The following is a 21,223-nucleotide window of genomic DNA, read 5'->3' on the forward strand; positions in this document are numbered from 1 at the left end:
GCAGCTATGAATTGTATGAACTATCAAAAACTATACTGGGTTAGTCTGTTTATTTTCTTGGCCTGTGAACCCCCTCCGCGCTCAGGCCAAGTGTCTGCTACACAAACAGCAGGTAAAGAGACATTTATCACTTCCGAAACCGTTGATCCAAACGAAGAGTATGTGATGGTGACCACCGCCGTGAATTTGCCCTTATATGTCAATCACGATCAGGCTGCCTTTAAATCATGGGGAGAAAAAATGGGGGTAAAAACGACCATCCTTGGGCCTTCCGAATGGGACGTGCCAGCCCAGATTGCTACTATTGAACAGGTAATTCCATCCAAACCTGCCGGCCTGCTGATCAACGGTACTGACCCTGGGATTGCCCAGGCAATTCGAAAAGCCGTTGAGGCCGGAATACCAACGGTGGTTTACGATTCTGAAATTCCAAATTCTAATCGTCACAGCTTTATTGGAAGTGATTGGTACGAAATGGGCCGTTTGCAGGGCGAGCGCATGGCCAAACTCATCGGTGGGAAGGGGAAGGTTGCCGTCATGGGTATTTTGGGTATGGAAAATATGGAAGCTGGTTTCTCTGGCTTCCAGGATGCCATTAAAAAATTTCCAGGCATTGTATTCATTGGCAAATATGATGACAAAGCCAACGTAGAAGTCGCCGCCCGCGTGGCCTCGGATCTGCTGTCCGCCCATCCGGATTTGGCAGGGATGGCGGGATTTGATTCCAATTCCGGACCCGGTATGGCCCTTGCCGTCAAAGAAGCCCGAAAGGTCGGAAAGGTTAAACTAACCACCGTTGATGCCGAACCTGAACATATTCAACTCATCAGGGATGGCGTGGTGCAGTATCTTGTTGGACAAAAAAGAAAGTTGTTCACCTATTTAGGAGCCCAGTTTTTGTTTGACATGCGCCATAAAACCCTTCCATTGTCGAGCAACGATGCCGCCACCGGGATCATTCCGATCCCGCGTTCGGTCACAACGGGTTCGATCGAAATTGACAGTACCAATGTATTTGGGTTTTAACACCTACGCTATGAATTCATCAGGATATTTTGGAACCAAAGATAAATTACCACCCCTGATTTCCCTGCGGGCAGGCCCGGTGGTGTGTACTTACGAGCTGGGTAAACTACGGTATATTTACCACCAGGATGAAGAGCTTTTACGTATGGTTTACGTGGCGGTTCGGGATCAGGAGTGGAATACCATACCCTATTCGATTGAAAAGGAGAACATAGTTAATACTCAGAATTCTTTTTCCATTCGCTATACAGCACTTTTTAAACAGAAAGAGGTAAGCTACCGGGCAGAAGTTGAACTGATTGGTAATTCGGATGGGGAAATTAGTTGTAGTTTACAGGGAACAGCCGAGAGTGACTTTCTTCGCAATCGCATCGGCTTTTGCGTGTTGCACCCAATAGACTCCTGCGTGGGGCAACCTGTCGAAATTACGCAGCCGGATGGGAAAACGTATGCAGGTACTTTTCCCGACTTAATCAGCCCCCACCAGCCATTTCTTAAAATAGCTGCCCTGGGATGGCACACTCGCACCGGGTTCGAGGCCCAACTCCGTTTTGAAGGCGACGAATTTGAAACCGAAGATCAGCGCAACTGGACGGACCATTCCTTCAAAACGTATAGTACCCCTTTGCGTCTTGTCAAACCGGTGGCGATCAAAAAAGGCGATCAGATCTGGCAAAAGGTGGTTTTCCAACCAGTATCTAATCTGCCTTTTGTAAGCCAGGTAAAAATCCAGTGCATTGACATTACAGAACACGGAACTGTTCCATTTCCAGCACTCGGACTGGCGCGAAATGCTCTTACTCTTACTCCCCAGGACATTAGCAGACTCCATCAGGTGCCTTTTGATCACTATCGCTACACTATAAATCTTGCTGAGGTTGACTGGATCCAGGATTTTCGCAGGGTGTATGCCGATGCCCGTTTACTTTTCACTTCGCTTGAACTAGTGGTTGAGTTTGGACATAACGTCTGGCAGGAACTGGTGGAACTAGTCACGGAATTAACGGCAAAGAGCACACAAATTAGTAGTATTCTGGTAGTTCCGTTGTGGGATGGAAAAAATTCAGGTCAGTTTGAAATGGTGTACGATGTTCTGAAAAAATACTTTCCGGCTATACCTGTGGGATACGGGACCCAGCAGTTTTTTGCGGAACTAAACCGCAATCGGCCCACGCATGAAGCCTTTGATTTTGTAAGTTTTTCGGTCAATCCCCAGGTCCATGCCTTTGATTTTCGGACAATTATTGAGAATTGTGAGGCGCAGGCATACACCATTCATACGGCTCAATCTTTTGTAGATTCGACCAAATCGATTCATTGCTCGCCTCTTACATTTCGGGTGCGAGATTCGGCTTACGCCCACGATCCTCGGTTGCATACCGACTTTGCCGCAGCCTATATGCTGCTTAGCCTCCGCTATTTGGCAGGAGTCAGTCAGCTGACACTATTTGAAACCCATGGGGAGAATGGTCTGATGCCTGCCGCAGGGGATGAATCAAGGAGAAAAACCTTCCCAGTCTTTGACTATTTGAAACAGATAAAACTGTTTAAACCTACTTTACTGGGTCTTACCCACTCTTCAAATCCCAGGTGTTGCGATTGTCTTCTTCTTCAAAATGAAGCTGGCGAAAAGCGATATTATGTCATTAATTTTTCTACTCAAAAATGCAAAATTCGATTAAACGAAAGTGATAGAATCCTGCAACTTTTGCCCGAAAGCATATCGCTTTGGGATGGAAAGGAGCATCGTGTCTGTTAATGTGGAATTTAAATTCACCGTCCAATGAATGAATTAGTAATATATGTGGCTGGCCCATGCCTTGGTTAGCCACATTCTGAACATTACGCACTGCCTCGAAAGTTTCATCACCCTTTACAATACCTCTGAATTCCTTGTTCCTTACCGAATATTATCGTCAGGCCTGAGATCAATCATCAGGTGGTTTGGGTCGATTCCACCGCGTTCCGGCTTTCGTGGCAGGGTCACTCGTATGGTCTGCTCACCCGACCGGATGCGGTGCATTTGCAGGTAGATTGGTTGGTTCAATCCTTTTCCTTCTTCGTACATGCCAATTTCCAGCCAGTCATTCATGGGTACTTCCTTTTGGCGACCCGTACCATCGACGATCACCTTTTGAGCCTGCACCTGCATGGTTACCAGCCATTGACCAGTTTTGGTTGGCTGGGATGAAAAATGATTCGTTTTAAGCCGCCAGTAGGTGTTGGTTTTGAACAGGTCGTCAAGCAGGTAATTCAAAGAGTCAGGGGTAACGTTTTGTAGTTCCCGATAAAGATCCAGGGTATTTGGCAAAGGAAGTACTCCTGACGTGCGTTTATGGAGCAAACGCCGCAGTGCCCCATTGACCTTTTGTTTCCCCATGTACTTAGCCAGCGCATGCATGGCGATCCCACCCTTTCTATAGTATAGAAAATCTTCATTTGCCCGAAGCAGGGAAGCCGATGCGAGTGAGCGGGGCATTTCGTAGGAGGAATGCAGAAAGTTCACGTATTGCCGCAAATGGCCATCCCCATAGTTCTTTTCCAGTACCTGCATGCCCGAGTAAACAGCAAGACCTTCAATCAGCACACCGGCACCTTCGAGATAAGCGGGTGTTAACCGGGCCATTCCCCACCACTGATGCGCCATTTCGTGGACCATAATGTAGTAGGGAAGATCAAAACCACCCGGCCTTTGGTCGGGGTTCATCAGTGAATACTGTTCTCCGTAGTATATGATGCCTGCATCCGCCGTTGCTCCACCTCCCAATCCAGCGCGTTCGGCGATGGTTAAATACTCGTATGGGTAAGCTCCAAACTGTTCGGTATAATACCCCAGCGATGCTACTGCGCTTTGAAGTATCTTCTCAATGTGATGCGCATGGCTGGGGTGATGGTAGATCCTGATTGCGACTCCCTTGTACTTGCTTTCCCGCACCTGATATTTCCCTGACAGGATGGAGTACTCGCTTCCAATGGATGCATCGGTTTTGTAGTGGAAATAGCGCCGGTTCCCTTTGGACCAGCTTTGGTGCAACTTTCCAGGTGCTATGGCTACTTCATCTTTTGCGGTACCAATGATGGCCTCAAAGGTCGTCTGATCGGTAATGAATGGCCTTTTGCGCGCATCCTGGTCATCGAGGGAAGGCAAAGAAGGACGCTTTGTAAGCTGGTACTTTTTCCGCAGCACCGCATCGTTAATTTCCCGATAGCGCTGGTAGCCAATCGTGGGGAGCAGGTCGTAATTTGTGAAGTAGGTGCCATTATCCACCACTAGTGCTTCAATGCCCCTGGGCCGAAAACCTTGCTCTTTATACCTTACTACAAAGTTTACATGTAAGGAATCTGCTGGCCTCAGGGGTTGCTCCAGTGCATATATGTGGTGGTTTAGTTTTTTGTCAATCAGAACAGCCACAGCTGGTCGATTAAATTTTACCTCGCTGAACGCTATTCCCACAGCACCGCCTATATGGATGGAGTCAATTGAAACCGAACCCTTATTCACCAGAGTATAGGTGGCCCGTATCTGGGCTTGCTGCCATTCGGGGTAGAGCTCAACATGCAGCCGGGTAGCCGTTAATTGGGGTTGTGGCCTATGGAGGTACCTGCCGTAACGCCGTTCGTATTCAGCCTTCCGCTCCATGTTATCAGAGCTAGACAGGTATTCGTTCAAAAGGTTGGTGTTATAAAAAATGAAGCTTCCTACGGTAAGCAGAAGCCCGCCACCGAGTATGGCAAGCCGCCCGGTGGAGCCCCTGAAACGGTACTTAGCGAATCGAAGGCGGTTTTTCAGACTCTGTTCTCTTCCACGAGGCCAAAGCAATCTCGCGACTATTGCCAGCAGAAAAGCCCAGGCTAACCAATACACCTTAAACCACAGCCAGGGCCCTGGTGTTTGTCCAAAACCTCGCATATCGGTGTACCACCATCCCGGATCGGCTCCAAAAATGAGCATTGGATGCTCGATGCCAAAATGGGAAGGGAAGGCCATAAAGCAAAAAGCCAATACCCCCACCAGGTACCCGATCTCTTTTTGATTCACCAAGAGCTGTACCACATAGACCAGCATCGTGAAAAGCAGATAATCAACAAGCTGGATTCCAAACAGCGTTTTTACGTACAGAGGAATCTCCAATTTCTGGTAGCCCAGGCCCAGCTGCATCCCGATGCCTCCTGTCATCAGTAGGGCCATCCAGAAAAAGAGAAGGAGTCCCAATCCCAGAAATTTACCGGTAAACAGCGCCCACTCGGGTATCGGTGCAGCATCAGCCAGATCACTGAGGCCGGCATCCCGTTCCTGCCAGACAAGTAACCCAGTCAGGTACATCATCAGAAGCGGAATGACCACCCACGGGGTATTGATACTGCTGACCGGGGCGGTCAGGTAACCTAGTACCTGCTGGGTGGTAGGGTGCAGCGGAATTCCTAATTCATTCATGATCTTACTGCCAAATAGCGCTGATCCCAGGGCCATTGCCCCCACCAGGGTAAGTCCAAGAGGGTGTCGGGCTAGTGTTGCAAAAGATGCCCTGGCAATCATCAGGGTCTGATGGATATGGGTTTCAGTACCAAAATTTCGCTGTGTTTGCGGAATAAAGTTTACTTTCGATGCAAATGGCGGAGTTTGAGCTGCAATTTTGTCCTGTACGTTTGGACACTTTTTGAAGCCACTCCCCCAGCGGCTGGATACAGGCTGTGCAAAGCTGAAACGGTGGTAGGTAAGCCACAACGATCCCACAGCAACCGCAACCCACAAAAGCCGGTTCCACAGAAATATTCCTTCCAGTGAAATGAGTCTCGTATTTTTCTGGGTGGGCGTCCAGGTTTGCAGTTCGCTGCCTACGATCCCGGCAACTCCAATTGGATCCAGTACTTTCAGCAAGTCCCAGTTTCCAGGCAATTTTACTACCGCCAAAGCAATCAGTTGAGGAAAAACTGCCAATAGCAGGCTGGCCAGATAGCCAGAATGTACCTGCCGGCTCAGCGCCGCAAAAGAGAATTGGATCGCTGTGGCAACAAAAACCGTCGGTAGGGAAATCAGGGAATAGACACTCAGATAGACTAATGGCCTGAATGGCTGTAATTCTTCCTGATTCATACCCGGAACGTAGAAGGAAAGAAGCAGTCCGGCCGGCAAAGCAAGTACCAGTCCCGCATTCAGTACAAAGGCGGCCAGAAATCGTCCGCCCAAATAGTCAAGTTTCCTAACCGGAGTAGAGTAAATTAGCGGATGCATACGCATCTGAACGTCCCGCGCTGCCGCCTGACCGGCAACGGCCGCGCCTATAACTAGCCAGATCAAGCCGCCAATGACCGTAATGGCCGTGATGTGGAAAGTATTGTTAGGGTATACCCCGTCGCCAGGTGTGGTAACGACATTCATTAAAATTGTGAAGGCCAGAAGGGTTGCCAGGTAGAGCCAGGTAGAAATGCGCCCTTTCAGGTAAACCAGCTCGTATCGGAAGATTTTCCAGAGAATCATTGGGCTGCTTGCGGTTTATTGTTTCCTAAATGTCCTGCCATGGTGGCGAAGTATACATCTTCCAAATCAGGCATCAGCATTTCAAATCCGTTGCCGGGATCTACTTCGCTGTAAATATGGACCACCGTTCGACCTCCCAGAAGTTTGGTGGAGATTACGTTTTGCTCCCGCGCCAAGGCTGGTAATCCACTTTTCTCCACCACGCGGCACCACACCCTTCCATGCAGTTGCTTTACGGCTTTTAAAGGCGCGTCTTCCAACAGTATTTTACCTCGGTTGATGATGGCCATTTGGGTGCAAAGCTCGCTCACATCTTCTACAATGTGGGTGGATAAAATGACGACACTATTTTCACCCAGCTCACTCAAAAGGTTGAGAAAGCGTACCCGTTCGGCCGGGTCCAGGCCCGTCGTCGGCTCATCGACGATCATAAGTTTCGGATTTCCCAACAGTGCCACGGCCACCCCGAACCGCTGTTTCATCCCCCCGGAGAATCCGCCCAGTTTTTGCCTTCGTACCTGCCAAAGGTTTGTTTGTTTCAGCAGGGCCTCTACCACTTCTTTGCGGGAAGCCCGATTGGTAATACCTTTGAGCACGGCGAAGTAATCAAGCAGGTCCTCAGCCTTTGCCTTCGGATAGAGCCCAAACTCCTGCGGCAAATACCCCAGTGTCTGGCGCACCTGCTCCTTGTGGCCAAGTACATCTAATTCTCCCAGGTATATGCTACCTTCGTCGGGCTCCTGCAACGTAGCCAGGGTGCGCATGAGCGTAGATTTGCCAGCACCATTCGGGCCAAGCAAGCCGTACATGCCCGGTGGTATGTGAAGGGAAACATTGTCGAGTGCCCGCACCGCACCATTCGCGTAGGTTTTGGTAACATTGCGGATAGAAAGGCTGATTTGAAGATTTTTCATGGCTTTACTTTTTGGTTGATCCTGGATTGTGAAGGCAGTAAGAAGATGTACTCAGAAATCTTTTAACTCATCAACAAAGCAGCAGCAACCAAAGCAGAATACAAAAACCGATAGGCTACTGTTGCCAATTGATCGACCAGTGGCGGCTTTTCTTCCGCCAAAACACTTACAGGTTCAATTGGCAGGTTGGTAGATTGGAAGTGGTTTCTGGCAGAGTAACTAATAAGGGAAGAGCCCGGAATACTACCTTTGATCTATGAAAAGAATAAAAAAAGTTTTCACACTCATTCACCTGGTCGTTTGGAAGCTGCTCGCGTTGTTAATAGGCCTACAGCTGTGGACGGAGGGTGATCCCAACTGGCGGGCATTGACGGTGAGCACCCTTTTGACGTGTTTGTATGTTTTTTATAGTCATTTCTATATTCTGACCCACTACCAGGGGAAAGCAAGAAAAGTAAGCTATTATTTCAGGCTGCTTTTCGTGATTTTGACTGGACCTTTGCCCTTTGTGCTCTTCCATCCGCGGGCTTTTGCATCGTGGGGTAATTTCTCGGATTACTACGCCATGACCCTGGCCTCGGCTGTGCCGCTCTTTCTCTTTCTTAGCTGGCTGGCCAGGATTACAGAGAATCTGGTATTGAATACGATCCGGAAAGAACAGCTTGAAAAACAGGCAGTCGAGGCAGAGTTGTACTACCTGAAATCTCAGATCAATCCACACTTTCTGTTTAATACCCTCAACAACATTCATACGCTGGTGTACAAACAGGCTCCGGCTGCGCCCGAAGCTGTGCAACGCCTTTCCTCCCTGATGCGTTATATGATCTATGAATCAAACGCTGCTTTGGTTCCACTTGTACGGGAAATTGACTACCTGCGGGACTATATCGGACTTCAGCAGCTGCGGTACAAGAATAGTCCGGTCGTGGATTTGAAAGTGCAGGGAGAATTCGCTTCCTGCCACATTGCTCCGCTGCTTTTCATTCACCTGTTGGAAAACGCTTACAAACATAGTCCGGCCCGTCTGGAAGCCGGCCAGGTAAAGGTGAAGGTGGAAGTAAATGACAATACCCTTATTTTTAGCATCCAAAATCCGTCAGCAAAAAACCCAGGAAATTCCTTGGAAGAACCCGGAGGTATCGGTCTTCCCAATGTCCGAAAAAGGCTGGCTTTGTTGTACCCTCAGCAGCATAGTCTGGAAGTCAGTCATTCGGACGAATTGTTTACGATTGTTCTACATATCCAGGGTCTAAAAATGCAGTCTCATGATACGAAAACTTACCTGCTACATCATTGACGATGAGCCTTTGGCTCAGGAAATACTGGAAGAATATATAGCCAAGGTTCCCTTTTTGGAACTGATGGGCAGCTTTGTGAGTCCCCTGGACGCAGCCGCGCAACTGGATCAGGACAAACCTGCGCTTCTTTTCCTGGACATCAATATGCCCGACCTGGATGGTCTGAGCTTTATTCCGATGCTAAAACCCCGGCCCATGATTATCCTTACTACTGCCTACGACCAATATGCGCTGAAAGCGTTTGATCTGGAAGTAAAGGATTATCTGCTGAAGCCTTTTTCTTTTGAGCGGTTTTACCAGGGAGTCCTGCGCCTTTATCAGGAGACAGGGTTTAAACAGCCACCGCATATACAGATGACTTTGGCGGAGCCCAGGTATATTTTCCTGAAAGTAGGCCACCGGATTCAAAGAATTTCAACGGTCGATATTTTGTTTATTGAAGGGATGAAGGATTACCTCAGGATTCACACCATCAAGGAAAAGATCATGACTCTGTTGAGCTTTGCCCAACTGGAAGAACTTTTGCCTGCGCAGGATTTTGCGCGTGTACACCGGTCTTTTCTGGTGGCCATCAACAAGATTGATCATATAGAGAAAAACAGAATACAGATAGCGGGGCACACCATTCCCATCAGCGATACCTACGGCGATGGTTTTTTTAAGAAATTAAAAGGGGTGGGATGAGTGTAGTATGCGCCAATCTTTTTACAGAGTTCGGAATTTTTACCCAGGTCGGTAGTAGTTTTCATTATGGCATTTAGGCCCTGGCATTGGCAAGCGAAATTTTAGAGAGCCCTAGAGCTAAATTGAAAACTGCTTGTACTTAATTTGCGATTGATCCAAGATCTCGAAGGCCATGAAGGATCACAGGTAAAAAAGTGCCCCCATCCAAATTCTCTTATACTTACGCCGCTTTTGCGCCCCACACGTAGCACTTCGAAAACTTCTGCTGACTGATCCATTCAGCTTGACTTTTTTTAATATAATTAGTCAAGCCTTAAAAAGTGTTGTTGATATCTTGCCCGGCAAGCAAATTGATCCATACTTCGAAAAATTGCGACAAAAACCTCCTTCCAAATGTTGATCATTCTTTTGAAGTTCATCGGTGCGGCTGCTAACATGACATTGATTACATCTCCTTTTATCCCTTTATAAAAATTTCTTGATAACCTGTAATTGGCTTTCAAATGGCCAATTACAGGTTAAATGGCTGCTCTTCTTGAAAATCCTTTTCTTAATTTCGTTTGCTTGTAACGACTTATCTTCTTGTTAAAGGTCGATATAATTATTTAATAATCGAATTATCACGTTTGAAGCAGACAATCAGCGCCTTTTTACCCTGGAAGATGGATTTGTTGATGAAGAATTTGTGCCCGTCGCTACTAATACCTTTACATCCAATGACCGCAATGTTTCTGTGACCTTCACTGTTGACGCTAATGGACATGTGACTGGCTTCACGCTTAAAGATAAAGACCAGGGCTATGAGCGGGCTGTACCACGTATCGGGCCGCTTGTTGATGCCACTAAAACCTATGCCGACCCGGATCCATCACGCACACCAAAAATCCTGTTGGCTTTGCAGGCTATGATACAGGGGGGTAAACAACTGGAAGAAGCATCAGGCCTCACCTTGGGAGCAAAGCGTGATTTTGCCGGAGGAATACCAGAGCCGCAACTGTTGAATTCATTAACGTTTATTCATTCCGAAAACGTCACCGGCCGGGGAATTCAAGGCCATGAAAGCGACGTAAGCGAAATAGTAACCTACCAATTGAAGTCCAATCTGCCGGACACCTATATACTCGTCCATCTGACCACTGACAGCCTGGTTACGGATTGTGATCTCGTGGAAAAATAATGGCTAGTTGAAGCGAAGAATGCAGGCATTTGGTTGCTGATGCTTCTTTCACCAAAAATACATTTCAATTTTCAGAATTGAATCAATTGAAAGTCACACAAAATTAAAGGCAGCCAGTTCATTAAAAGTGTCACACACCAGATTACTTCTCCGGCCAAATGGAAAGTTCAGGCCGGATTTTTTTGCTATCAACAAACAGGCAGTTGTGGTTGGACTCGGAAATTAGATTTGTTGACCTCAGAAAGTGCAATTTAGAACCATGAATTTCATCCCGTCTCTAATGATCAGCCTGGTTCTTTCGGGTTTGTAAAGAGTAGAGGTAATTTGTCCAGGCTTATTCGATTGCCCCAATTCCCTGAGCTTCAAGTTGTGCTATTGCTTGTTTCATTGCTTCAATTTGGTCAGGGGAATGGCTATGCCAGACAGTTACTTCACCAACTACTCTGAGAGGATGCTGCGAACGATAGGACATCGATGGATTCCCGTTGAATTTTTGGTTGGTTAGATTTGGATCATCTTCGATGGGACCCGTCGGCTCAATCAGGTAGATTCTCTCCCGTCCATCGCCTTTGGCCAATTCAGCTCCCCAAACGGCGGGATCTAAGGTAGCCGTGAAATAGATGTATCTGGCTTTATTTTGTTTCCCAAAGTTCGAGTTGTATCCAGCCTCCAATAGTTGCCCCAGTTTCAAATCAGCCTTTGTTCCATGTAAGTACGTCTGAATGAAAGGGGTATGGGCTGTGTGGGCCATTTGGGGTTCATTTTTGTTAGACATGTTGTATGCTTAATTAAGTTTTTCAATGGTTTGATTGGCCAATTGCAAAGATTTGTTCAGATAAGATTCTATTACCTCTCTTTCATTATCTGAAAATGAGGCGATAATCTTTTCCGTTTCATTTTGAAATTCATCATAAAAAGGTTTCAAAAGCGCGATTATTTTCTCGCTCTCTGGGACGATATACACCTTCCTTCTATCAGCCGAATCGGGCTCCCTTTTCAACAAACCCTTTTTTTCAAATCTATCAATCAGTGCGGTTACAGACCCTGTTGTCAGTCCGGTTACTACTGCCAGCTCTCCGGCAGTCAGCTTACCTTTCAGAAAAAAGCCCAAATATTTGTGGTCCGTGCTGGCAAAGCCCATTTTTCTGGCAATTGCCTCGTGCATTTGAACCGAAGTGTAGGCGTACTTCTGACCAAGTTTTCTGATCGCCTGGACTTGTTCACTTCTCATAAATTATCTTGTTTATCAATTATCTTGATCACAAAGATAAATAAATAATTTAAAATTTCAATCCCGTCAGTTCTTTGCGAGCCAGCCAAGCTGACAACTGCCAGCAGCTGACGGCTGTCCTTCACGAGTCAGAACAGACCGTTTCCTGAAAAGTTGATCGTTACTTTCAAAGGCCTGACCATCAAGTAGAAAAACATTTATCCGGCTCCAAGTCTGGTATTTAGCCGGCTGACTGACCAGATTGTATCCTCGGCTCCTTCCTTTGTATTTTAGATAGACTTTTATAACTTTAATTAACTTAATTTTATCTCCATGAAAAAATGTGCTTTCCCTTCTGATTCTGCTCGGAGTATTAGCCTGCAATAGGAAAGAAACAGACACGGTAAAACCCGAGAACCAGAACTGGTATACAATAAAGTCACCAATTGACCAGGTGATTGAGGGGTTATGGGGAGTCCGGGAAAAGACCCTTTTCTTTTTGTAACAGCAGGGAAGGAAGAGGGGGCGTCTATATTTCAAAGAATCAGCTGCCGTGATGTTTCCCCCTCATGTTGTTAGCTGTTTCAAAACCGATTGTTTACCCTGCTCAGGCTATTAATTAGCAAGACCTTCGACCGATTTAGTAGGAGAGTGGGGTGGTTAGTGGTGAAAAATTTATGGATGTAACTATATTTTTCTATATTGCCAGCATTTTCCACCCTTCAACTGCATGAACCACACAACTCAACCTGAAAAGGCATTTCAGAAAGCGGTAGAGTCGCTGATGGAGTGCTCACCGGCTGTCCACACGACCATTCTAAAACGGCTGCGCGTCCGCACTTTTTCCCGCAAAGAAATTTTTGCCACCCTCGACCCGTTCCAACAAGGCCTGCATCTAATCTACGAGGGCTTGGCCCGGTGCTACTACCAGGATGCCAAAGGCCGCAAGACCACGGCCTGCTTTGTTTGTGAAACGCAGTTTCTACCACTTACTACCGGGGCACCTGATGCTACCGGTGGGGCGCTTACCCTCGAATTTCTGGAAGAAACAACGGTAATGACCCTAACAGCCGAAGATCTCGCAGAGCTGTACCGACAGCATCCGGGCCTGTCTCAATTGCCCTACCTCGTAGCCCAACGGCAGTTGGTTCGCCAAGAAATGTGGCTCCGGGCCTTCCGGTTGTACAGCAGCGGGGAGCTACTGATGTGGTTTCAGCGGGAGTATCCTTGTTTAAAGGACCGCATTGCCAACAAACACCTCGCCTCTTTCGTGGGCCTTGCCCCTGAAAGCCTGAGCCGCCTCCGGGCTAAGAAGAAGTGACCGAAAAGTTACTTTTTGCGTCGGTTTTAAGAAACTCAGTATAGAAAAATGGATAAAATCACTAAAAAATTAACATTATCCGGTACGAAGTTAACCTGGGTTAATTTGTTTTCTCAAAAATATGTCACTCTTTTGCAATAAAGAAAGCCCCGTATAGGAAAAATAGTTCTATTCCAACTTTCAAGGCAGGCTTTGACTCCTTATATGGAAAGGAATTACCTTACCTGTAAGGGGTCAAAAGTATTTTTATGGAGGTGAAGGAATTATGCAACAATTTGAAGTTTTCAAACCACCACTTATGAAAAAAGCCTGTATCACTACCTTCGTCATTCTGGTAATATGCCACACATACTCCCACGCCCAAATCCCTGACAAATTCGCTTTCGGTATCAAAGCTGGTCTAAACTACATGGATACCCGTCTGGCCCAACGCCCGAAAAATCAAATTTTGTACCTGACGGGAGTGCGTGGCTCGGATGGGTATCAGGCAGGGGTATGGGCAAGTTTACCCATACGCAAGTGGATCTTCCTGGATACGGATCTGGAATTTTCAAATCTGGGTCAGGAACGCTACATTCCCCGTACAGATACAGTAGTCGGTCGCAATCGTTACCACTATCTGGGGCTAAGTACCCGCCTGGGAGCCACCTACCGGGGGGCTTTTGTAAGCCTGGGGCCTCAAATAAACCTTCAACTGAACAGGAATACCTTTATATCAGAGCCTGTGCCTGTTTTCTGGGGGCTGAATGCCCGGATGGGCTATCAATATCGCCAAATCAGGGCTGAAGTATTTTATACCAAAGGCTTGAGCCATTACGATGTGAATACGGAAAATAAAGAACTTGGTCGTAAAATTCTGTTTTTTGGAAAAACAGTAGGTTTCTCTCTGGGCTGGCAGTTGCTGGGCGGAAAAAAAGACAGTAGGTAGGTAGTAGAGATGATGATTTTTTCGATGCGCATTATTCAAATAACTATACTGGCCTGCCTGCTGGCATGGAGCTCCGGGGAGGGCTGGGCGCAGCCCCAAAAAATCGTCAAGGGGGTTGTTATTGAGGTAGGTTCCGGGGAGCCACTGGCCTCTGTGGCTATTTCGGACAGCAGCCGGCGGGCCCTGGGCATCACCAACCGCTACGGGTATTTTAGCCTGATTCTGGATGGTTCAGCCCGGTCTGTGGTTTTTTCTGCTGTCGGCTACGAGCCCCGGCGGATAGTGTTGGCAGGTGATACCGTGCTTTCGGTGGCATTGAGCCCGCTAACTTTACAAACCGTAGAGATCAAGGGCAGCAATCAGCAGCTTCTCAATATCAATCATCTGACCATCACGCCCAGCCTGCTTAGTAATCTACCCAGCATTGGCGGGGAGCGTGACCTGATCAAAGCTATCTCGCTGTTTTCGGGCGTGGTACCAGGCAGCGAGCTGGCGTCGGGCTTTCAGGTGCGCGGCGGGGGCAATGACCAAAACCTCTTCTACCTTGACGGGGCACCGATTTACAGCACCGGACACTTATTCAATTTTCTCTCGCTGTTCAACCCCGATGCCATACAGAAAGTTGATTTCTACAAGGGAGATTTTCCGGTAGAGTTTGGCGGACGCCTGTCGTCGGTGACCGATGTGGCGTTTCGGGAAGGCAATAAAAATTGCTGGGAAGGGCAGGCTGAGCTGGGGGTGATCAGCTCGAAGATCACCGTAGAAGGGCCGCTGGTACCCAACAAAACCTCCGTACTGGTGGCGGCCCGGTCGGCCTACCTCAATTTGTTCAATCTGGGCAAGGAAAAAGCCGTTCGCAACCATAAGGCGGATAACTTTTTCGGCTATAACTTCTACGACCTGAACGTCAAGCTTAACCATGCTTTCAATAAAAATCATAAGGTTTTTCTGAGCTACTACCGGGGTGTTGACGACTACCGCATCCTGCAAAACAACCCTACGGGCCGATCCCGTGACCAGAACTACCGCCGACTGACCAACCAACTGCTCTCGGCCCGGTCGTACCACGTGCTGGGGCCGAGGCTGTTTCTGCAAACGGGTCTACACGCCACGCACTATTCGTTTAGGTACATTGAGGGGAACACGCAGTTTCAGGTAGAGTCGCAGCAGGCGCAACCCTGGCTGATTCCCGAGCTGATCTACACTAAAACGGATGAAGCGCTCAACCGAAGCCGCGGGGCTATATCTGACCTTTCGGCCAACCTGCTGGCCGAGTGGCTGGTTAGTGCCCGGCTCCGGGCCAAAGCCGGAGTCGAGCTGATCCGTCATCGCTACCAGCCCATCAATTACCGCCTGCAAGGTACTCTGGGCGACTCGCTGATCTTGCAGGAGCCCACCCGCATGGCTTTTGAAAGTGCGTACTTCGGTAGTCTCTCCCTGGACCTGTCGCCCCGCTGGCAGTGGACGATGGGCGGGCGCTACTCCGGCTTTCAGTCGGCGGGGGTTCGCTACGCAGGCTTTGAGCCCCGCACCTCATTGAGTTTTCGGGACGGGGAATCGCACCTGCAACTGAGCGCGTCGCGCACCATGCAGTACAACCACGCGCTGGTGCAGGAGGGCGAGCTGGTGGACAAAACCATGTGGGTACCTTCCACGGCCCGCATCCTGCCGCAGTCTGCCTGGCAGTACGCAGTTGGGTGGTCGCAGATCCTGAAGGGATTTCGCTACAATCTGGGGATATTTTACAAGCAAATGCACAACCTGAGTCAGTATCAGTACATCATCGGCGTTCCTTTTGTGTACTATGACTGGGAGGCCAACACCCTCAGCGGAGGGCGGGGGCGTGCCTACGGGGCCGAACTGGCCGCCAGCAAAACCCTGAACCGATGGGACCTGGGCCTGAATTATACCCTGTCATGGAGTCAGAGGCGGTTTGAAGCTCTCAACAACGCACAATGGTTCCCATACATCTACGACCGACGCCATTCGTTCAACGCCAACGCACTTTTCCGGATTTCCGGCAAAACCCGGCTGTCGCTGCTGTGGCTGTATTATAGCGGTCAGCGCTACCATGCACCGGTGGGACGCATTGCTGATAACCCACTGGGGTATGGCTATGTGGTTTATGATGACCTTAATGCTGGCAAGGTGCCCGACTACCACCGGCTGGATGCCTCCTTAACCAGGAGATTTGACCGGCCAGAAAACAAGTACTGGGAAGTAAGTCTTAACATATACAATGTGTACAGCCGCCGCAATACCTACCGGCTGTACCCGGCCCGGCAGATCGTGGTGGATAGCCAGGGTAACCGTGTTGGAAATCGGTACGTGATGCGATCAGCGGCGGTGTTTCCTATCCTTCCTTCTCTCAGTATTCGCTACAAATTCCTATGAAAAATGTCCTGATAGCATTTATGGCTGGTATTTTACTGGCTTCCTGTGAAATGGTTTCCCAGAAAAATGTGGATTTGCCTCCGGCGGTCGAACGGCTGGTGATGATCGGACTGGCTACCAATCAGGGAATCGGGGTGTATGTGTCCCGAACGGTACCCCTGCCCATTACAGCCAGCAGAGACGAATTAATCGAGGCTCAGGTTCAATTGGTACAATCGGAAACCTCCATCGCCCGACTGCACAAAAATTCCCAGCTCTACGAGTCAGATACCGCCTTACATTTTGATAGCAGCTACCAGCTGAGGGTGGTGCATCCTACGCTGGGAGAAGCCTCGGCCCCGCTCGAAGTTATTCCGGGCCGGATCGCCATTCAGGCGGCCAGCCTACGGGGAGAAGCCTCAGATGGCGAGGCTTCGGTATCCTTTATGTTCAGCGACCCTCCCGGCCCGAATTACTATGCCTATCAGTTTATTCCCCTGAAAGACGGTGTTCCATTGACAGACATCAACCCCTATTCCTTCCGCGTGGTGCTGGATGACACCAATTTTGAGGGCAAAACCCGAACCGTAACCGACCGGATGCTGAAGACTTTTTCGCTGGCCGATGGTACCCGGGTCTTTGCCAACGGTGCCCTGATCTACCTGCATCATCTGACAGCTAATACCTACCGCTACCACCGCTCGCTGCAAGAGTACGAGGGCTATTCGGAAGATACCTTCGCCAATCCTCCCCCGGTCCTTTCCAACGTCCGCAATGGCTTTGGGTATCTAGGGGTGAGCTATGTGGATACGGTGCGGGTGGAACTGGTAGATAAATGAGCATTTTTAATATCCTGGAAACTTAATATTTGCCGGAATAAAGTTAACCGGTGTTAAGTTTTTTGTGAGAAATATTTCACTTACTCTTTTGGCAGTGTCTCCATCATAACCCTTTCTCAAACGAAACTTTCGGTCGGGAGAACACCAGGCAAGCTGAATCCGTTTAAGAATTTAGATATAAAGTAAACCTTAGCCGCACAAACATAGCCCCCACAATTTGTACAAGCCTCCCCTATACAAAGTCCTGGTATATGGGTAGCTTTACGATAGTAGCGCGCCGGATGCGTGTATTCACCGATATTTTCCCGAACACCATGACTCTTTACGAACAGATCATTCAGCAGGAATTGCAGCAATGGCAGCAAAAAATACAGAAGCCGCCCTCGGCCGGCAACCGGCTGGCGAAGAACATTCAAAGCCGCATCAATCGCTTTATACCCGAAAAAATACATCAGGCTGTCACTGCGACCATCAAACAAATGACCCGGGGCGTACTTTACGGAGCCGGATTCACGACCCGTATGCCCGCAACAGACCTACCCCTGCAGTCGCGGGAAGTAGTGGTAAAGGAGCGCATCGGATTCTATAAGAAAACGGGTGCAACGGAGGGAGCCCTGACCGGAGCCGGGGGTTTTTGGCTGGCAGTGGCAGATTTTCCCTTGCTGTTGGGAATCAAGATGAAGATGCCATTCGAAATAGCGGCTCTCTATGGGCACCCCATTGACGACTACCGCGAGCGGCTCTTTATCCTGCACGTATTTCAGCTGGCTTTTTCGAGTCAGGAGCGGCGGCGTGAGGTATACCGGCTCATGGAAAATTGGGATGAACAAAGTAAACAATTACCAGAAGACATCCATCAGTTTGACTGGCTCACCTTTCAGCTCGAGTACCGCGACTACATTGATCTGGCCAAGATGGCGCAGCTGATACCGGGTGTGGGAGCGGCGGTGGGGCTGGTGGTCAACTACCGGCTCATCAACAGCCTGGGGACTACGGCCATGAATGCCTACCGGATGCGCTGGCTGGCGGCCAGGTCAAAAGAAGAAAAGCTACTTCCTCCACCCGATAAAGAGCTGCCGGGGGCGCAAACCAAATTGTCGCTTATGCAAATTTTCTAATTCCCATTTTTAGAGCAATTACTTGCCTTACGTGTATTCTTTTGTGACTTTTAAAAATGGCACGAATATTCAGTACAGCGGTTAGTCCTTTGGTCCATCGTTGCCCGACAAGTTTGCATCTTTGCTGAACGACTGTGCTAATGGCGGATTCAATAGCACCGCTTCCAATACAGTATCCTGCAGCCCTGTATTCATGGTATTTCATCCTGTATCTATTGTGTTCATAGTACCTGATGAGCCTATCGGCCTGTTTCCTGATAGCCCTGTTCTTGCAGGTGTTTTTCTTGTGCAATATGGCCAGAATCACCTGGTCAAGCTTTCCGCCCACAAGTAGTTTTGAACAGCTTTCAATCCAGTTCGAGCAGGCGCGATCGTCGTTGAAAACTGCTTTGGCAAAATCGGCCAGATGCTCGGTGGCATGGTAAAAATCAAGGATGACAACCGCATCGGCATGTTTGTTGGCCAGCCATCGGGCGATCCATTCAGCCCCGTCACTAATGGCTACCAGTTGCAGGTTGGGGGTTTGGCTGCGATGATTTGCGATTAGTTCATCGAAGCGTGCAGTAAACTCGGTGCTGCTACCCAATTGGGCAATATAATCTGATTTTTCCAGGGCCATCCGAAGAGTAATACCTTCATAATCAGAAGACTTTTTAACTAGTTGATGGGCGCCAAACAACCTGCCAACCTTCGTCTCACGGAAGCCTTCATCGGTTCGAATATGACCACCGTCTGTTTCTACATAGAGTACCGAAGGAGCATCGCAGGTCGTCGGATCTGACTGCATAAAATCGAATCCCGGAGTTGTTAACGCGTCTTCAACTTCGGGCAGAGTCCCAAAGTATTCCGTTAGGCGCTGGCATTGAGAAGCACCAATGTCGGCATGTGGAAGGGCCGTGTTGAGTAGTTGAGAGCCTCGTGCAAAAGGCAGGTCACTACTAAATTCCAGCATATGACTTTGTAACAAAGGGCTAACGGCAAAGTTGTGCTGCATATCCTTAATGTACGGATGGCTTTTATCTATTTCAAGTAGGCCAAGGGTGCATTTAATCTTTTTTTTTACGCCGGTCTTTACTTTTGACCCCTAGATTTTTCTGGGCTACCGACCTGCCAAGATCCATCCAAATATCAACGAAACCCTGCTCGTACTCCAGAAGCCCAGGCAGCTCGTTTAAACGGTTTATCTCCAAATATTTTGCGCGGGCAAGCTCTATGAATTCTTCTTCTGTCATCGGTTGGTCGAGTTTAAAATAAACACTATCTCAAAGATATAAAATATTCAGGTGCGACAATTTGAATTGCGCCCGCTGATTGTATGTTTTACCTTCTGCCAAATGATTAAGTATTTTTAATTCTTTTTTACTGAATTGACTCTTATATTTATTGTCCTCTATTAATATCACAGGATTCATATTTAAGGATTTAACAATGCTAGTTGGTGCCTGATTACTAATTAATTTGTTTTGTTTGGATATGAGGTCCATAAATCCATCCTCTTTAATAGACTTGTTGCAATGGAAAAAAATCATAAATTTGGCACATGAAAATATCAATAAATGATCTAAAAAATGAGCGTCAATGGCGTTCTGCAACTGGGCTTAATAAGGAAAGATATATTAAACTGTTGAAATTATTTGATTCTTCATATCAAAACACTTTTGGTTGTACACTTCCAGAAAGACAAGCACAGAGTCCTATGGATACAGTCATTACTTCAATTGAAGATCTACTTTTTTTTACTCTTTTTAGTTTAAAATGTGGATTGACGTTTGATCTCCTTGGCTTGGTAACAGGGATGGATGGATCGACAGCAAACCGTAATAAGATATTTGGCGTAAGTATTTTGCAATCAGCACTTTATGATAATGGCTATGCGCCTGCACGGTCATTTGATACAATCGAAGAATTCGAAAAACATTTTAAAGAACATAGTACTGTGATTATTGATGCTACTGAAAATCCTATTCAAAGACCAATAAATGAGTATGATCAAAAAGTAAATTATTCCGGCAAAAAAAAAGACATACGATAAAGAATATGGTAATTACAGATTTATCAAAAAAGATTCTTTTTTTAAGTAAATACTGGGCTGGAAAAACACATGATTATACAATTTTAAAAGAAGAATTACTTCCATTACTCAATTGGTTTAAAAATTTAGAAGTGTATTTAGATTTAGGTTATTTAGGATTTGCAAAAGATTATTGTTGTAAATCTATTTTCATGCCATCAAAATCTAAAAAGTCTAACCCACTGACAGAAGATCAAAAACATTTTAATAGACAACTATCAAGTCAACGTGTTGGTATCGAGCATGGTATAGGTGGGATGAAAAGGTATCGTATCTTATCTGATCGTATTAGAGCGCATAATCTTGAAAACCACGATTCAGCCTTGGAAGCATGTGCTGGATTATGGAATTTTTATTTATCTACTTGAAAATCAGTATTGCATCAAGTCTAATGATAATATAGAATTTTGGTTGAAGAAGTATAATTATTGTTTCTAGTGAAACTGAAGAATCCATTCGTAATGTAAGTTCTTTCATATATACGGTGATTTAAATTTTCTACTTACAATGAAGAATAGCAGTCGATAAGTAAAAAATCAAATTTATAATGTAGATGTATTTGCTAAGCTATATACTTTGTATTGAATATATATTATTTAATTGCTTTTCAATTTTAAGCATTTGGTTGAATAACTTGTATATTCGAGTATTTCTGCGTATGAATTAATAATAGTAATTAGCATTTTTTGATTCAAAATAATATGAATTTAGTGTTTAATATTAAACATATAATATATAGTTTAATAAAGTCTCTCCTTGAAATAATGTATTGGTTTTTCAAATAT

Annotated in this window: 18 protein-coding genes; 12 read left to right on the top strand and 6 right to left on the bottom strand. The window is 47.0% G+C overall.

The features are described from left to right. Nucleotides 1–15 precede the first annotated feature (15 nt). A complete protein-coding gene (locus EZE20_RS22335) occupies nt 16–1,026 on the top strand; it encodes a substrate-binding domain-containing protein (RefSeq protein WP_132121949.1) in 1,011 nt (336 codons plus the stop codon). Between the two features lie 10 nt (nt 1,027–1,036). Beyond that, on the top strand, nt 1,037–2,785 hold the full coding sequence (locus EZE20_RS22340) for a hypothetical protein (protein ID WP_132121951.1): 1,749 nt from the start codon (nt 1,037–1,039) through the stop codon (nt 2,783–2,785). Between the two features lie 141 nt (nt 2,786–2,926). Here EZE20_RS22340 and EZE20_RS22345 read toward each other — a convergent pair whose 3' ends face one another. After that, the gene (locus EZE20_RS22345; RefSeq protein ID WP_132121953.1) at nt 2,927–6,505 is read right to left on the bottom strand and encodes an ABC transporter permease/M1 family aminopeptidase; all 3,579 of its coding nucleotides are present in this window, start codon (nt 6,503–6,505) and stop codon (nt 2,927–2,929) included. Beyond that, the gene (locus tag EZE20_RS22350) at nt 6,502–7,419 is read right to left on the bottom strand and encodes an ABC transporter ATP-binding protein (RefSeq protein ID WP_228713963.1); all 918 of its coding nucleotides are present in this window, start codon (nt 7,417–7,419) and stop codon (nt 6,502–6,504) included. Before EZE20_RS22350 ends, EZE20_RS22345 begins: the two co-directional genes overlap by 4 nt. Before the next feature lie 256 nt (nt 7,420–7,675). Between EZE20_RS22350 and EZE20_RS22355 the strand changes: the two genes are divergently transcribed. The 3 genes from EZE20_RS22355 to EZE20_RS22370 all read left to right on the top strand — a co-directional run bounded on the left by EZE20_RS22355 (nt 7,676) and on the right by EZE20_RS22370 (nt 10,578). After that, nucleotides 7,676–8,716 carry a sensor histidine kinase gene (locus EZE20_RS22355; protein WP_132121955.1) on the top strand — a complete coding sequence of 347 codons (1,041 nt, stop codon included), beginning with the start codon at nt 7,676–7,678 and terminating at the stop codon, nt 8,714–8,716. Further along, nucleotides 8,685–9,401, top strand: a complete 717-nt coding sequence (locus tag EZE20_RS22360; protein ID WP_132121957.1) for a LytR/AlgR family response regulator transcription factor — start codon at nt 8,685–8,687, stop codon at nt 9,399–9,401. Before EZE20_RS22355 ends, EZE20_RS22360 begins: the two co-directional genes overlap by 32 nt. Nucleotides 9,402–10,086: 685 nt before the next feature. Beyond that, nucleotides 10,087–10,578, top strand: a complete 492-nt coding sequence (locus EZE20_RS22370; protein WP_132121959.1) for a hypothetical protein — start codon at nt 10,087–10,089, stop codon at nt 10,576–10,578. A 334-nt stretch (nt 10,579–10,912) separates the two neighbouring features. Here the strand turns inward: EZE20_RS22370 and arr are convergent, their stop codons facing one another. Together arr and EZE20_RS22380 are read right to left on the bottom strand one after the other, a co-directional pair. Continuing rightward, on the bottom strand, nt 10,913–11,329 hold the full coding sequence (gene arr, locus EZE20_RS22375) for an NAD(+)--rifampin ADP-ribosyltransferase (RefSeq protein ID WP_394345666.1): 417 nt from the start codon (nt 11,327–11,329) through the stop codon (nt 10,913–10,915). A gap of 33 nt (nt 11,330–11,362) precedes the next feature. After that, entirely contained in the window at nt 11,363–11,809 is a 447-nt protein-coding gene (locus EZE20_RS22380; RefSeq protein ID WP_132121963.1) for a MarR family winged helix-turn-helix transcriptional regulator, read from the bottom strand. Between the two features lie 709 nt (nt 11,810–12,518). Between EZE20_RS22380 and EZE20_RS22385 the strand changes: the two genes are divergently transcribed. The 5 genes from EZE20_RS22385 (at nt 12,519) to EZE20_RS22405 (ending at nt 18,367) form a co-directional block, all read left to right on the top strand. Next, nucleotides 12,519–13,109, top strand: a complete 591-nt coding sequence (locus tag EZE20_RS22385; protein ID WP_132121965.1) for a Crp/Fnr family transcriptional regulator — start codon at nt 12,519–12,521, stop codon at nt 13,107–13,109. A 298-nt stretch (nt 13,110–13,407) separates the two neighbouring features. Continuing rightward, on the top strand, nt 13,408–14,037 hold the full coding sequence (locus tag EZE20_RS22390) for a hypothetical protein (protein WP_132121967.1): 630 nt from the start codon (nt 13,408–13,410) through the stop codon (nt 14,035–14,037). 24 nt (nt 14,038–14,061) lie between these two features. After that, nucleotides 14,062–16,431 (top strand): TonB-dependent receptor, encoded by a 2,370-nt coding sequence (locus tag EZE20_RS22395; protein ID WP_165933548.1) that lies wholly within the window; start codon nt 14,062–14,064, stop codon nt 16,429–16,431. Continuing rightward, on the top strand, nt 16,428–17,249 hold the full coding sequence (locus EZE20_RS22400) for a DUF4249 domain-containing protein (RefSeq protein ID WP_132121971.1): 822 nt from the start codon (nt 16,428–16,430) through the stop codon (nt 17,247–17,249). The genes EZE20_RS22395 and EZE20_RS22400 overlap by 4 nt, the downstream gene beginning before the upstream one ends. Before the next feature lie 314 nt (nt 17,250–17,563). Further along, nucleotides 17,564–18,367, top strand: coding sequence for an EcsC family protein (locus EZE20_RS22405; protein WP_132122004.1), 804 nt, complete (start codon nt 17,564–17,566; stop codon nt 18,365–18,367). Here EZE20_RS22405 and EZE20_RS22410 read toward each other — a convergent pair. Together EZE20_RS22410 and EZE20_RS22415 are read right to left on the bottom strand one after the other, a co-directional pair. After that, on the bottom strand, nt 18,351–19,361 hold the full coding sequence (locus EZE20_RS22410; RefSeq protein WP_132121973.1) for a UPF0236 family transposase-like protein: 1,011 nt from the start codon (nt 19,359–19,361) through the stop codon (nt 18,351–18,353). The genes EZE20_RS22405 and EZE20_RS22410 overlap by 17 nt on opposite strands. 52 nt (nt 19,362–19,413) lie before the next feature. Further along, the gene (locus tag EZE20_RS22415) at nt 19,414–19,599 is read right to left on the bottom strand and encodes a hypothetical protein (protein WP_132121975.1); all 186 of its coding nucleotides are present in this window, start codon (nt 19,597–19,599) and stop codon (nt 19,414–19,416) included. A 308-nt stretch (nt 19,600–19,907) separates the two neighbouring features. On the opposite strand from EZE20_RS22415, the gene EZE20_RS22420 reads away from it, so the two are divergent. Further along, nucleotides 19,908–20,399, top strand: coding sequence for a transposase family protein (locus EZE20_RS22420; protein ID WP_132121977.1), 492 nt, complete (start codon nt 19,908–19,910; stop codon nt 20,397–20,399). Nucleotides 20,400–20,404: 5 nt separating this feature from the next. Further along, nucleotides 20,405–20,806: a transposase family protein gene (locus tag EZE20_RS22425; RefSeq protein WP_132121979.1), complete on the top strand. Its 402-nt coding sequence runs from the start codon at nt 20,405–20,407 to the stop codon at nt 20,804–20,806. The last annotated feature ends 417 nt before the right edge of the window (nt 20,807–21,223 follow it).

This window comes from Arundinibacter roseus, from assembly GCF_004348825.1.
GTDB lineage: Bacteria > Bacteroidota > Bacteroidia > Cytophagales > Spirosomataceae > Arundinibacter > Arundinibacter roseus.

Coding starts and splice junctions, on each gene's coding strand:
- EZE20_RS22335 (WP_132121949.1), top strand. CDS start 16: ATGAACTATCAAAAACTATACTGGGTTAGTCTGTTTATTTTCTTGGCC.
- EZE20_RS22340 (WP_132121951.1), top strand. CDS start 1,037: ATGAATTCATCAGGATATTTTGGAACCAAAGATAAATTACCACCCCTG.
- EZE20_RS22345 (WP_132121953.1), bottom strand. CDS start 6,505: ATGATTCTCTGGAAAATCTTCCGATACGAGCTGGTTTACCTGAAAGGG.
- EZE20_RS22350 (WP_228713963.1), bottom strand. CDS start 7,419: ATGAAAAATCTTCAAATCAGCCTTTCTATCCGCAATGTTACCAAAACC.
- EZE20_RS22355 (WP_132121955.1), top strand. CDS start 7,676: ATGAAAAGAATAAAAAAAGTTTTCACACTCATTCACCTGGTCGTTTGG.
- EZE20_RS22360 (WP_132121957.1), top strand. CDS start 8,685: ATGATACGAAAACTTACCTGCTACATCATTGACGATGAGCCTTTGGCT.
- arr (WP_394345666.1), bottom strand. CDS start 11,329: ATGGCCCACACAGCCCATACCCCTTTCATTCAGACGTACTTACATGGA.
- EZE20_RS22380 (WP_132121963.1), bottom strand. CDS start 11,809: ATGAGAAGTGAACAAGTCCAGGCGATCAGAAAACTTGGTCAGAAGTAC.
- EZE20_RS22385 (WP_132121965.1), top strand. CDS start 12,519: ATGAACCACACAACTCAACCTGAAAAGGCATTTCAGAAAGCGGTAGAG.
- EZE20_RS22390 (WP_132121967.1), top strand. CDS start 13,408: ATGAAAAAAGCCTGTATCACTACCTTCGTCATTCTGGTAATATGCCAC.
- EZE20_RS22395 (WP_165933548.1), top strand. CDS start 14,062: ATGCGCATTATTCAAATAACTATACTGGCCTGCCTGCTGGCATGGAGC.
- EZE20_RS22400 (WP_132121971.1), top strand. CDS start 16,428: ATGAAAAATGTCCTGATAGCATTTATGGCTGGTATTTTACTGGCTTCC.
- EZE20_RS22405 (WP_132122004.1), top strand. CDS start 17,564: ATGACTCTTTACGAACAGATCATTCAGCAGGAATTGCAGCAATGGCAG.
- EZE20_RS22410 (WP_132121973.1), bottom strand. CDS start 19,361: ATGCAGCACAACTTTGCCGTTAGCCCTTTGTTACAAAGTCATATGCTG.
- EZE20_RS22415 (WP_132121975.1), bottom strand. CDS start 19,599: ATGACAGAAGAAGAATTCATAGAGCTTGCCCGCGCAAAATATTTGGAG.
- EZE20_RS22420 (WP_132121977.1), top strand. CDS start 19,908: ATGAAAATATCAATAAATGATCTAAAAAATGAGCGTCAATGGCGTTCT.
- EZE20_RS22425 (WP_132121979.1), top strand. CDS start 20,405: ATGGTAATTACAGATTTATCAAAAAAGATTCTTTTTTTAAGTAAATAC.